Below are 13254 nucleotides of genomic sequence, written 5' to 3' on the forward strand. Positions count from 1 at the left end.
GAATGACGTTGCCCAGCGGCACTGTAACGCGAGCCGAGACGTGCTCCACAGATACCGGAAAACGGGCTTGTGTCCCCGACAACAGTTCGGATGCTGCTCCGTCTCAACATATGGCGCAGGCACCTTTGGTGTCCGTCATCATGTCGAATTTCAATGGGTCGCGCCATTTGGAGGCAGCGGTTACCTCCGTTCTGTCACAGTCGTACCAGAACCTCGAACTGATCGTGGCCGATGATGCTTCTGATGATGACAGCCTGACGATCCTGGAGCGACTGAAATCCGGCGATAAAAGGCTGAGAGTTATCGCCAGGGACAACAATGTCGGCCCGGCCGGTGCCAGAAATACAGCCCTTGATGCCGCGCGGGGAACATGGGTAGCCGTGGTGGATGCCGATGACCTCCTGCATCCTCGGCGGATCGAACGGCTGCTGGCGGCCGCACGTGCGCTTGGGGCCAATGTCATCGCTGATGATCTGGTGAGCTTCGGATCGGCGCCGCTGGCCGGGCGCACGTTGCTTGATGGCAGGCATCTGACCGGGTCCTTGCAATTGACGCCTGCTGAACTGGTGCGGAGCGACGGCGTTACCTCGGGCCTCGGATCATTTGGCTATCTCAAGCCGATGATCCATCGCCAGACACTTGGTTCGCTGCGTTATGACGAAACACTGAGGGTTGGCGAAGACTTCGACCTGTACGCGCGATTGCTGTTGGCAGATGCCAGATTTTTGGTCATCCCGGCGCCGCTCTATCTCTATCGTCAGCACGGAAAATCGATATCCAATCGTCTGTCGATGCCCGTCCTGTTGGGTCTTCTGAAGGCCCATCAGCGGTTGGCAGCCGACGCTGCCAGACTCCATACCAATACTCCCGATCTGCAGCAGGCCCTGCGCGCACGTGGGGCGGCACTGGATCGTGCGCTTCGGTATCAAAGGCTTGTCGATGCGATCAAGACGCGTAAGGTGTTTGACGCTGCGGGGCGGGTCCTGCGCGATCCAGTGCTCATCGGCGATCTCGTAACCAGCCTTTTGGATCGGAAAAGGCGCAGGCGGTCAGAGAATAATATGGATCGGCGGGTATTTCCGCACACGATTGTGCTCGCCGAAACCGATATGGTTGAGCAGATCCCAGCGTCCCCGGGTGCATTGCGCATTCCAGTGACCGCGCAAGACAGTTCCAAACGAGACTGGAGCGCGCATCGGGCCTTGGCCAGCCGCCTCGCACGTCTCGCCAGCGTTGGTCAATCCGATATTATTGCTGATGGTGCCGCAGGTCTGGACGCCCTTGGGTATGTCCCGCTCTGGAAGTCAGCCCACGTACGGCTCAAACGTGAAAATGCTAGGCATGCAGCTGTCCCGCCCGGCGCCGAGGTCGCACTATTGGTGGACCGCAACTGACGGCTGTCCTGTTGGCGGCAAGAGCAACCTGACATCAATGGCCGGTGCCGCATCACCGGCCATAGCAGTCCATCCGAGTTTGTCCGACATGATTTGGCGTGCGATCGGCCAGATCCGGTTTGTGGCACCAAACAGGTAACGCAAGGCGACCCAAGCCCCCTTTTCGCGGCGCAGATCCAGAAACACACGGTGGTCGCGTTTGCGCCGAACCTCATCACGATGCGCCTGCATGGCTTGAGTGAGAGCGGGAGACAGCCCATCCATTTGCAAATGAGCAACCAGCCGATCATGCATTTCAGAAAGCTCTGCCGCACCGTGCTGCGCGCTGAGCGAGGTCCTTCTTATCGCGGCTGCGTATCCAGGGCGACGTGTAAATTTCAGCCGCGCGCCAGCAAGCAACGCACGCAAAAAAAGATCGTAGTCCTCTCCGAGCCGCAGGCGGGTATCATATCGCAGACCGTGACGGTTCAGAAACTTGCGTGACATCACAGGCTTGAGAAAACCAAGCTCACCTCTGGCGACATTCTTTCTGCGCAGGTTCCCGAGGACGAACTGCGTGATCCCCAGCGTCTGGAAATCGGGTGTGATGTCAGGCCATGTCCGATCCATCAGCCCGCCGATCCTGTCGGTTGTGACAAAAGCAATATTGTCCGCCAGCATCTCAGCGTCATCACAGGCCATGAGGCGGCTGAGCCTTCCCGGCAGGAACACATCATCAGCGTCCAGAATTGCGACAAAGTCGGCGGTGGCAGCGTCCAAAGCCCGGTTGCGCGCCGCCGCCGGCCCTTGGTTGATTTCCGCAGTGAGAAGCCGGACACGCGCGTCGGCCTTGGCCTCTTCAAATGCGACGGCGGCGGTCGCATCCAGCGACTTGTCGTCTACCACAATGACCTCAAGGGTCTCGGGTTGGGACAATGCGGATCGGATAGCCCGTGCAAGCGTGTCTTGCGCATTATAGGCGGCAATGATGACCGTTACGCTTCGTTGCATAGGCCCTCTGTCTGATAATCTTGGAGCAACGCCCACCGGGACGCCATGAAAACAATAATCTACGCGTGAACCATGTCTATGACAGATAAAGGACGTTGGCGATCAACAGGCATCTAACCGCCGCTGATGATGGCAAGTTTAGCAGTTTGCCGCGTCAGAGATCGCTTTCTGAAGATGCGTGTTTCGAGGACGCTTTTCGAGTCACTTTGCCGCTCTGCGAGATCTCGTGTTTTCGTTCCGCGACGCGCAGCGCTATCAACCCGAGATAAGCCAACTGCACCGCCACGACGACCGCAATCACAAACAGAACGAGGGTAATGGCTTTGAATCCAGCCAGGATACCCAAAACTGTCGCAGCGAGGCCTGAAACAAGGAGAGCTATCAAAAAAACTGATATTCGCATCAACGCTCCAGATGCTGAATTTGCGATACGGTTGAGGCACAGCCATCAATCGTTTCGTGTTTTTGACGAACAGAGGTTTCCAACCAATTACATTTTGCCGGCTCTCGCGCAAGAAGATTACCGGCCACCCCACTTGAGGCATGTCAGCTGAAGCAGCTGATCACCTTCCGCCTTCAATTTGAAGGTAGCCCGTCGCGGTCACGCTGTGTGTGACCGTAGATCGCGACAGTGCGCAAACCCAGCAAGGATGACATCGTCCCAAGATGCAATGCACCCCGTAGCAGGTTGGCGTTTCTATATCTGTCGAAGGGCAAAGTCATAAGGGCAAGCATGGCGCAATACGCGACTTTTGCACCCGCCAACGGCAAGGCCACCCAGCCCTTCGTCGGATCATCGGCTCTGCGCAACAGACTGCCATGGGTCTGGCCCATTCTAAAGCGGCGCCGGAACAACCAGGAAAACGTCATCCGCGATTCAGGTACCGTCTCGTCGACATGGGCCAGGGGCGCAAAGGCAAGTCGCGCACCAGCACGCATGGCATCTGCAAAAAACGCTGTATCTTCGCCACCCGAGACCCCGCGGTCGAGATCAAAACGACGACCAGCCAGCGCTGGATGCCCGAGATCCATCAGAACATTGCAACTGTGCCCGGCGATTGGCCGGCCATCGGGCCCGAGTTCGGGCTGGGTGTCGTGGATCCGAAGGTGCCGCATCCACTCCGGCGCCTCAACGGCATAGACAGCGCGGGTTGGCCCAACCACCACGTCGGCCCCTCCGGTCGACAGCCGCTCAAACAGTTTGGCCAGCCACTTCGGATGCGCCAATTCGTCATCGTCTATAAACGCGCAGATTTGCAGACCTTGACGGTCAACCTTATCCAGTATGGCGTTCCGCGCGATCGAGATGTTGCCCGACGGCGCGTGCACATAGGTGATCAGGTGCCTTGTCTGCTTCGAGAACGTGGCAACGGCCTCCTTCGCGCTTGGCGTGATGTCATTATCGGCAACGATGATGGACAACCTCAGGCCATCGGGCAAAGCCTGTGCGTCAAGAGAGGTAAGCGTCTCAATCAAAGAGGGGCGCTGGAAGGTACAAATGCCCACGGCAACGGTAACGTCGAGCGGGGCACCTGCACCGGGTACCTCCGTGATCGGCTCTGGCGGGTGCGGGGTCACTTTGGGGACCAGCAGCTGCCGCCAGAAACCCAGTGACCAGGAAAAATGCATGATCATGGCGATGGGCGCTGCTGCCAGAGCAAGTGGATCACGGCGCGCATAGGCCAATCCGAACGCGCCGATCAGACAAGCCGCAACCCAAACCGCAGCGGGCAGCGCGAAGACAGGAACCGCGAAGGCCAGAGCGGAGGCCGCGACCGCAGGTGCGACGGCTACCATAACCATCTGCCTCAGCCGTGGCTTCAGGCGATGTTTCAGTACCGTGCGGGCACGACCGCTGCCAAAGTTGAGATACTGCCGCGCCAGAGCCAGAAGGGTCTTTCGAGGCATGTAGTCCAACCGAGTCCGCGACGTGAGCCATATCTTATAGCCTGCCTTGGTCAGGCGCATGTCCAGCTCCGCATCCTCATTGTGCGAGAAGCTCTCATCATAGCCGCCGACCGTGCGGAAAGCCGCGAGCTGCATCAGTGCATGATGCCCGTGATCAACAAATGTGCCAGAGCCAGCGCTTCGGTGCGCCGAACCGCCGTTGCCCAGACGCGCGTTCTGAGTGAGAGCGATGGCGCGCTGCACCAGTGTGTTTCCGGTCGCATGCATGGCGACAACGACACTCTGCGCAGCTGTGCGCTCCGCCTCCTCCAGAAGCACATCCACGTAGTCCTGAGGATAGACCGAGTGGGCGTCGAGACGTACGAGCCAGCGCATGTCCTCGCCAAACGCTTCGCAAGCACGATTGACGCCCGCGCTTTGCAAGCGGGCCGAGTTGTGCAGCACATGAATATCGAACCGCGACACGGAGGCAATCTGATCAGTCACGATATCGACGGTCCCGTCTGTAGAACCACCATCGGCGATGACGAGGCGGGTCGGCGCATCGCAACTCAGACGCCGGTCGAGAAAAGGTTTGAGCCCGTCAATGACGCCCGCAATATACGCGGCTTCATTCAGCGTCGGTATGACGATTAGAACGCCGCCGCGATCAAGATCGGTCGTCTTTTCCACCGTGGCCTCGCTGGTGGGGGCGATTTCCTCCACCAGTGCGCGAGCCTCGACTTCGCTAGCGCGCCAGGTGTCAGATGGGACGGACCGCTGCCGCGCCCGAAGGTCAGCAAGCTGCTCGTCGTCCATCGCATCCAATGCTTCTATGACAGCGGCCTCACTGGCCTCCGGAAGTATCAGCCCGATCTCGAGAGCGCGCAGCCGCTGTGCGATCTCGGTTCCTTCGAGTGCGATTGCGGGTACTTGATTCAGGCCGCTTTCATAAAGTCGGTTCGGCAACAGCCAATCCGAATTGCTTCCCGCGTCGTATCGGTCGACCAACCAAGCCAGATCGACCTCGCCATAGATCTGGCTCAGATCTTCGGGGTATCGATAGGGGCCACCAAAAATGAGGTCAGGATTTCGCGCTACAACATCATGGAAGTCAGTCAGCTCGTCGAGCGCCGGACGACCGCGCAACACGACCCGATACCGCCCCGGACTGGCGCGGGTCAGCGCATCGAGGCATCGCAGCGAAAACGCACATCTGAGAATACCAAACCAACCGATGTGAACGGGCTCAGCAGGTGAGAGCGGTGGGCGTGGCTGGACGATGGGCATTTCCCCGAGGTCTTGGGTCATGACCTTGTTTTCGACCAACAAGGCCGGGACCCCGGGGCGGTGATACACGTCGAAATACTCCCGCAAGAAACCGGGAGACGACACGATCAGCTTATCGACATCCCGACACAGGCGACGTTCCAGCCATCGCAGGCCGCGCGCTGCCCACCCAGACCCCACCATGAGCCGGTGGATATCGAGGACTTCGTAGATCAACGTAGCGGGGTGCCCGCTCGGTGATGTTCGGTGAAGCGGGACCGCCAAGGCCAGCACCTCAAGATTTCTGCAAAGAAGGATGTCGTAAGATCCAACACCAGCAAGGTTTCGCTTCAATCTCAAACGTTGTCGCAGCACCTCAAGCGCGCGCTGCAGCATTCTCGCATTGTGAGTCCGCCCCAGAACCAGCGCATCTCCGGGCAACGCGCCCTCACCGCGCCGAAAACCTGCAAGCGTCACCTGCGCACCGCCCAAGCGCAACATCTCGACCCGTCGCCAAATGGCTGCATCGCTTAGGTCGTGCGCCAGATACAAGATCCGGGGCCCGTGATCCGACGAGTGGTCTCGTGCACTGCTTTGGGGTACAACACCCGTCTTTTTCATTCTGCCACCTAGCGCTAGCGGAGCGTTTTCGGAGTACCCATGGCGCTTGGAGCAAGTCAAAGGGGGTCCCCGAAGGAGGCGAAGGCCAGCCGATTCCCTGCCCCGCCATAAGCAAGAAAACGAGCATCGCAGGATAATCCGGCCGCCCTGGCATCAACACGTCAGCGTTGCCGGTTTGAGAAGCAGCTGGACAGGTATGAGCCTAGATTTCTTGCAGGATCTTGCTCTTGCCGACCGCGGGCGGGCGAGAAGCTGCTGAAAGGAATGCTGCAACTGCAAAAGGGCGGGTGTCCAGCGGCGTACTGTGATCAGGTCGAGCCAACGGCACAAAGCCGGTTCATTTGAGACACGGCATGGCACAGCATCCGCCCGACACGATTGTCGAAACCGCAAAGCAGAGCAGCTATGGTAGCACCGTTGCACGCGGCACGTTCCATACAGCGCTCAGCCAAGGGGTCACCGTAGGGTGTCAGATCGGATCAGTGATTGTCCTATCCCGATTACTGACGCCTCGGGACATCGGCCTGATTGCAATGATCGGCCCAATAATCGCGTTCCTTTCGATGTTCAGGGACATGGGTCTTTTGCAAGCGGTCATTCAGCGGCGCAGCCTGACATATGGACAACTGAATGCGCTCTTCTGGATCAACATGAGCTTGAGCGTCGCGCTGACGGTTTTCCTGATGCTCATGGCACCGCTCGTGGCACAGTTTTACAACGAACCGGACCTGACATGGCTTATCCGGGCCCTGGCGCTCAATATGGTCGTCACGGCCCTGGGCGCCCAGCACTTCGCCCTTTTGAACCGCCAAATGGCTTTTGGCCGTATTGCGATAAACGCCGGTGTAGTTGCGGTCACGACCCTGTCGGTCTCGATCGGTTGGGCACTTATTGATCCCAGCCCCTGGGCATTGGTTGCCGGCACGATTGCAGGCGGGCTTATCGGCGCGGTCATGGTGTGGTTCTGGGTGCCCTGGACCCCGTCCCGCCCGGCAGTCGCCGAAGGCACCAGAGATCTGGTTGGCTTCGGAGCAGGCGTAACCGGCTTCAAGCTGGCAAATTTCTTCTCGCGCAACCTCGACAGCATCCTGATCGGGCGGGTTTGGGGCGGAGCGGCCCTCGGGCTTTATGACCGGGCCTACAAGCTGCTGCTGTTTCCCCTGAACCGCGTCGCACAGCCGCTGTCGCAGGTCATGGTGCCCGTTCTGTCCCGGCTACAAGACGAACCGCAGCGCTATGCCCACATGTTTTTCCGCGTCTTCGGATTGATGCAACTCGCCGTTCTACCCGCTGTCGCAGCCCTGACCGCAATGGCGGATACGGCAGTCCCGTTTCTTCTGGGCGCGCAATGGGCGGAAAGCGCGCCGATCTTCGCTGCTCTGGGGATCGCGGGTCTGTCACAGGCTTTGGCAAATCCGACAGGATGGTTGTTCATCAGCCAGGGACGGACCACCGAGATGGCTTGGTGGGGGCTCACATCAGCGCTGATCAGTTGCGCAGTCTTCTTGTGGAGCGTGCAGTACGGCGTGGTACAGATGGCTTCGGCCTATGCGGCAGCCAGTATGGCCAAACTGATCCCGCTTTGGGTCCTGATCTGCCGCAAGGGACCGATCGGGTTTGACAGCATACGCAGCCGCATTGCCCCGCTGTTCTGTGCGGGCATGCTGACCTATGTAGCGATGCTGCTCATTCAGGACCTGTTACCCGAGACTGCCGTGTTGCGGCTTCTGAGCGGCACTGCACTTTGCTACGCCATGTTTGCGGGTCTCTTGGCCCTCACCCCCTTCGGTCGTGAGGTTCTTGCCGAAGTACGCGGCCTCTCCGCGATGGCACAGCGCATGCGTGCCGAGAAAGGCGCGATCTGACATGCGTATCATCATCGAGAACTGTGTTTTCATGAACGGTGGCGACAGTGCGATCGGCATTGCCCTGCGCGAAATCGTCACTGAAAGCTTCCCGAATGCAGAGCTTAGGTTTGCCGACTCCGGCATGCCAAGCATCGCACGCTACTACCCGGACATCGACTTCATCCCGTTGCCATCTTTTCTAATGGACCGCGCTCCGTCCATTCGACTCGCGGCGGCCCTCTTCGGGAAGTACCGCCGATATCTGATGGTGCGAAAGGTCTACATGTCGGCGTCCGTAACCCTAACGCGGATACTGGCGTCGGTGGGACTGCCGCTGCCGACACCCGTGATGCGCGCCATCCAACCCTATCTCGATGCCGACTTCGTTCTTACCACCGGCGGCACATATCTGCTGAGCAAATATGACTACGGTCGACGAATAGTTGAGTTTCACAAGGACTATCAGCTGGGCAAGCCGGTCGCTGCATTCACCCAGTCCTTCGAGGCTTTTGCCGATGACTTTCGATCAAGGCATCTGGCGCCGCAATTGGACAAGATGGAACTGATCCTCGTGCGTCACGACACGTCGAAGGCGCATGTGCACGCCCTGATCGGGCGTTCGGATCACATCAAAACCGTGTCCGATTCAGTCTTTGCCCTTTGGACATCAGGTCCGACCTCACTTGCGGCCCGACGCCAGCGGTCAGGTCGTAGAGAGGATGATCGGCTGCGCATCGCCGTGGCGGTTCGCAAACTCAAATTTTATGGTGCCCGCGACACCGAAACAGGGGCTGCCCATTTCAGGCAGTCCATTCTTGCGGCAATCACCACCCTGGTCCGCGACAAGGGTGCCGAAATTACCTTCATATCGACCTGTCAGGGCATCCCCGAATACTGGACGGACGATTCCGCGGTTGCCGCCGAATTCGTTGCCGAGCTACCACCAGATGTTGCCGCCCATGTCAGGGTAAACCGCGATTTTCATACGCCACACGAGTTGATCCAGGTCTTGCAGACCTTTGACGGTCTGATTGCTTGCAGGCTGCATATGGCAATTCTGTCGATTTGCGCGAACACCCCGGTCCTGCCGATATCCTACGAGCCGAAATTCGAGGAAACCTTCGAAGAACTGGGTTTGCCGGAACTCGTGACCCCAATCGGAGAGATTGAGCCGGCGTCGTTTACCAACCGGGTGCTGGACTGGCTCGTCTCCCTTGACGAGGTCGCGGCCAAACAGGAAGAGGCCGCTCCGCGGCTTCAGGCATCCGCCAAATCCGCTGGCGCAGCGCTTAAGCGCGCGCTGGCCGAACGCGGGGTGGGTCTGGGGTGACTTGGAAAGACTGTTACAGACCGCCCCCCATTTGCCACTCACGGGTCGTCGCGACCCGCACAACATAGGAGTCGTCATGCGTATTCTCTTTGCTGGTGGAAACGGATGGCTGCCGGAAGCCAGCGGTGGCACACAGAACAGCACCGATCATCTTATTCGACAGAGCATGGCCGAGGGCCACACCGCCGCCGTCTATTGCGGGTTTTCCGGGCGCGGTGTGTTTGGGTTCCGCATGAAGGTGCAGCGGAAAATGACAGGTCGGCCATTCAGCATCGACCGTACGCAAGGCTACGAAGTCATGCGCACATGGGAGCCGTTGGATCCGGTGCGGATCGAAGCCGCGGTGGCAAGATTCAGGCCCGATGTCGTGGTGATCCAGACCCGGCGATCAGCAGCACTTGGGCACGCTTTTGCACGCTTGGGCGTACCTGTTGTTCTTTATCTGCGGAATGTAGAATTTGATGAGAACGATGGAGATGTCAGCACCATTCCAGGCGCGCGTTTCATCGCCAATTCCGATTTCACGGCACAGGCATATCGCGACGCCTACGGCATTGACTGCACGGTGATCACCCCAACAATAGATTTTGAGAAGTATCGCTGCGATACCACGCGCGAGTTTGTGACACTGATCAATATCCACCCCAAGAAGGGCTACGAGATAGCGCGGGACATGGCCCGCGCCTGCCCGGACATCCCCTTCCTGTTCGTAGAAGCCTGGACGCTCTGGGATGAGCAGTTCAAGCAAATCATGACTGAAATCGACGCCCTTTCGAACGTCACATTCATGCGCCGAACGTCTGACATGTCCAAAGTCTACGGACGGACAAATATCCTTCTTGCGCCAAGCCAATGGGAAGAGGCGTGGGGCCGGGTTGCGTCAGAGGCACATTGCAGCGGCATTCCAGTGATCGGCTCCGACCGGGGCGGTCTGCCCCAGGCGATCGGGCCGGGCGGTGTGGTCTTGCCACACGATGCATCGATTGAAGATTGGGTATCAGCGCTTCGAGAACTATGGTCCGATACGGACGCCTACACCACCCTATCCGAACGGGCGGTAACCTATGCGCGCCGACCCGAACTGGATTTCGAGCAGCAGTATAGGACATTCATCCAAACACTCGAGACAGCCCTGCCGCAACAGCCGATCCCGGACGGCGCGGTGGGATACGGAGCTCTGTTTTGAAGATCAGCTTCTGCGTCTCTAGCTTTCCGGCGCTGTCGCAGACTTTCGTGACCTCGCAGGTGCTTCATGCCGTGCGCAACGGGCATGATGTCACCGTGATCTGCAAAGCCATGGAAGCGGATACCCTCTTGTCGCCCGAGGATCGGGAAGCGCTTCGCCGGGTGCGTATCGTGATCTGGCCGTCGCCCAAGGTCAGTCTTTTGACATTTCTTCCGACCGCGCTGCGTGATCGGCTGGTTGCGCGGCTAGATCGGGATGCTTGGCGCCGCCAGATCGACGCTGATTTCGTCATCGCCCACTTCGGCTATCGGGGGGCTGCAGTGGCAAGGGCACAGCGCGGATGGCGACAGCGACCGCCATTGGTGACCGTTTTTCACGGTCGCGATGTCAGTGTCGAGCTACGCCGAGACCGCATGGCACGCTACCAGGACCTCTTTGCCGAAGGTGATCTTCATCTGACGGTCAACACTCCCTTCGCAAAACAGCTGATCTCCTGCGGAGCCCCTGACGCGCGCGTTGAAAGCCATCATCTCGGGATTCCAGTTTCGCGATATCAGTTCTCGATCCCAGACCGCGAGGGCGCATTGCGATTTCTCAGTGTCTGCAGACTGGTTGAAAAGAAGGGCCTTGATGTTGCCATTGACGCACTTGCTCTTCTGCATGACCGCCATCCCGAGATTGATTGGCGTTATGACATAGGCGGCGAAGGCCCCCTGGCGGCAGCACTGAAAGCTCAGGTCGCGCTGGCAGGGCTCGAGAGCCGTGTGAGTTTTGTGGGAGCCCTGCCCCATGAAGAGGTGTTGCAACGCATGTCAAAGGCCGATGCGTTGCTGGCGCCAAGTGTAACCGCAGCTGATGGCGATCAGGAGGGTATCCCCGTGACGCTGATGGAAGCGATGGCGCTAGGTACTCCGGTCTGCACGACCCGCCACTCTGGAATACCGGAACTTGTTTCCCACGGCGACACCGGCTTTCTTTCGGACGAGAGGGATGTGGAAGGGCTTTACGCAAACATCCTTTCACTTGTTCAGAACCCGCAGATGGCTGCCACTATGGCTAGAGCGGCGCGGGGAAAGATTGAGAGTAAATTCAACGAGGATCGACAAAATGCACGTCTTATAGGACGATGCGAAATGCTGACGGCTGTGCCCCAAGACGCCGCGATCAAGATGTCAGTACCTGTCGTCAAGTGAATTGGAACACCACAGTCCGATGTGCAGAGCAAGCGCTTGCCCTCTGTGGTATCGGTTTGCGCGCCGGTTCGGGGTTACCGCAAGCGAAGCCTCAAGTGGTATTTTTTGTCCTTTTGTGCATTTTAGGAAAGCTTCGTAACAACCGAGCTGGAAGCCATCTGATTTCCGAAAGCCTGACAAATATACCTTCATTGCGTTTGTAATCTGCCGTATTGCATCAAGGTGCGGCATACCTTGCCCTTTGAGCAGCTAAGTTTGCCGTAAACTCGTGCAATCTCCCCTGGCTTCAGTTCTTTGATAACCATCCTGGGTCTTCCGTTTTCCTAAACACCGCAAGCTCAACTCAGGCAATGTCATCGATGTCGTGAGTGACCTGTTCATCATGCGCGGCGTGCCGACGTTCATTCGTTCGGATAGGTGGCGTTGGCACCCGCAGCGAACAACCGCTTTCCGCCCTCCAAGACCAGAACATCCCGCCTGCCAGCTTCAACGTCCGCTTTGGGGGCAGTTGATTTCAGGTCGCGTCTGCAGCGAAGGTCTGCAATCCGCCCTGATGCGTGTAACATTGTGACGGCACTCAAGGTGTTGATGTAGACATTTGCCAAGCCCGCAGGGAAGGATGGACCTTCCGGCTCAATGAAAGCAAAAACGATGCCCTTGAGGCTTCGCCTTTATCAGAGTGCGATACCACTCCGGCACTGTTTCAACGCCAATGAGATCAATGGCAATCAGAATTACCGATTTCGAATACAGTCCAGCAAAGGTCATATCTTGACGTAAAGCGCCCTAAGAATTTTTTAGGTTGCAAGTAAAATCAGTCACTTGCGGGGCTTATCCACAGTGAAGTCTGACGTAGTAGCTTTTTTACTTGACTTGGGGTGTGCAGAACAAACCGAGAATTCGTGCAATCTTATGCTACATTGGCAATTGAAATTATTGGCGATCCCTGAAGGACTCGAACCCTCAACCTGCTGATTAGAAGTCAGCTGCTCTATCCAGTTGAGCTAAGGGACCGCTGGTGTTGTCATGCCGCAGTGCGGCCTACAGGGCAAGCGTTCAAAGCTGCCGTGTCATGAAAACACTCAGTGGATCCACAACATAGTCGCCAAAGGGCGGGCACTCGGTGAATCCATGCGCTGCGTAAAGCGCGCGGGCGGGCGCAAACATATCCGCCGATCCTGTTTCAAGGCTGACGCGGGTCAGTTCAATGCCCCGTGCGTGGTCCAGCAACGCCTTCAGCACGGCGCGCGCCACGCCACGCCCCCGCGCTTCGGCTGCCGTGTGCATCGATTTCAACTCGCCATGGCCGGGTTCAATGATGGCCATTGCCCCCACACCCATGACAATCTCACCTTCGCGTGCAGCAAACAGTACCACATCACGCTCCAGCAAAGTGCCAGGTTCCATAACGTGACAACTTTCCTCAGGCGACGATGCACGCATCAGCTCGAAATGGCGCAGAAGCAGCGCCTGTATGTCAGCGTTGGCTGGGGTATCCAAATCGATGGCAATCATCATGGCGAACGTAGTGAAGGCA

The 13254-nt window shown here is 58.2% G+C and carries 9 protein-coding genes and 1 tRNA gene; 5 read left to right on the forward strand and 5 right to left on the reverse strand.

The window, feature by feature from the left end; all coding sequences use genetic code 11:
• The first annotated feature begins 2 nt into the window (after positions 1 to 2).
• Positions 3 to 1394, forward strand: a complete 1392-nt coding sequence (locus Q1A51_RS13705) for a glycosyltransferase (protein ID WP_299599917.1) — start codon at positions 3 to 5, stop codon at positions 1392 to 1394.
• Here the strand turns inward: Q1A51_RS13705 and Q1A51_RS13710 are convergent.
• The 3 genes from Q1A51_RS13710 to Q1A51_RS13720 form a co-directional block, all read right to left on the reverse strand.
• Complete coding sequence (locus Q1A51_RS13710; protein ID WP_299599918.1) at positions 1374 to 2384, reverse strand: glycosyltransferase family 2 protein; 1011 nt, start codon at positions 2382 to 2384, stop codon at positions 1374 to 1376. The two genes, Q1A51_RS13705 and Q1A51_RS13710, sit on opposite strands and share 21 nt — an antisense overlap.
• A gap of 154 nt (positions 2385 to 2538) precedes the next feature.
• The gene (locus Q1A51_RS13715) at positions 2539 to 2787 is read right to left on the reverse strand and encodes a hypothetical protein (protein ID WP_299206018.1); all 249 of its coding nucleotides are present in this window, start codon (positions 2785 to 2787) and stop codon (positions 2539 to 2541) included.
• A gap of 173 nt (positions 2788 to 2960) precedes the next feature.
• Positions 2961 to 6161 (reverse strand): glycosyltransferase, encoded by a 3201-nt coding sequence (locus Q1A51_RS13720; RefSeq protein ID WP_299599919.1) that lies wholly within the window; start codon positions 6159 to 6161, stop codon positions 2961 to 2963.
• A gap of 353 nt (positions 6162 to 6514) precedes the next feature.
• Here Q1A51_RS13720 and Q1A51_RS13725 point away from each other — a divergent pair, with 353 nt between their 5' ends.
• From Q1A51_RS13725 to Q1A51_RS13740, 4 genes are all read left to right on the forward strand, one after another.
• On the forward strand, positions 6515 to 8026 hold the full coding sequence (locus Q1A51_RS13725; protein ID WP_299599920.1) for a lipopolysaccharide biosynthesis protein: 1512 nt from the start codon (positions 6515 to 6517) through the stop codon (positions 8024 to 8026).
• A 1-nt stretch (position 8027) separates the two neighbouring features.
• Positions 8028 to 9338: a polysaccharide pyruvyl transferase family protein gene (locus tag Q1A51_RS13730; protein WP_299599921.1), complete on the forward strand. Its 1311-nt coding sequence runs from the start codon at positions 8028 to 8030 to the stop codon at positions 9336 to 9338.
• Positions 9339 to 9414: 76 nt separating this feature from the next.
• Entirely contained in the window at positions 9415 to 10524 is a 1110-nt protein-coding gene (locus tag Q1A51_RS13735) for a glycosyltransferase (RefSeq protein ID WP_299599922.1), read from the forward strand.
• A complete protein-coding gene (locus Q1A51_RS13740) occupies positions 10521 to 11717 on the forward strand; it encodes a glycosyltransferase (RefSeq protein WP_299599923.1) in 1197 nt (398 codons plus the stop codon). The genes Q1A51_RS13735 and Q1A51_RS13740 overlap by 4 nt, the downstream gene beginning before the upstream one ends.
• 937 nt (positions 11718 to 12654) lie before the next feature.
• Here Q1A51_RS13740 and Q1A51_RS13745 read toward each other — a convergent pair.
• Positions 12655 to 12731: transfer RNA gene (locus tag Q1A51_RS13745), tRNA-Arg, on the reverse strand.
• Positions 12732 to 12773: 42 nt separating this feature from the next.
• Positions 12774 to 13235: a GNAT family N-acetyltransferase gene (locus tag Q1A51_RS13750; RefSeq protein ID WP_299599924.1), complete on the reverse strand. Its 462-nt coding sequence runs from the start codon at positions 13233 to 13235 to the stop codon at positions 12774 to 12776.
• Positions 13236 to 13254 lie beyond the last annotated feature (19 nt).

The sequence above is a fragment of the uncultured Tateyamaria sp. genome (assembly GCF_947496075.1).
In the GTDB taxonomy this organism is placed as follows: domain Bacteria; phylum Pseudomonadota; class Alphaproteobacteria; order Rhodobacterales; family Rhodobacteraceae; genus Tateyamaria.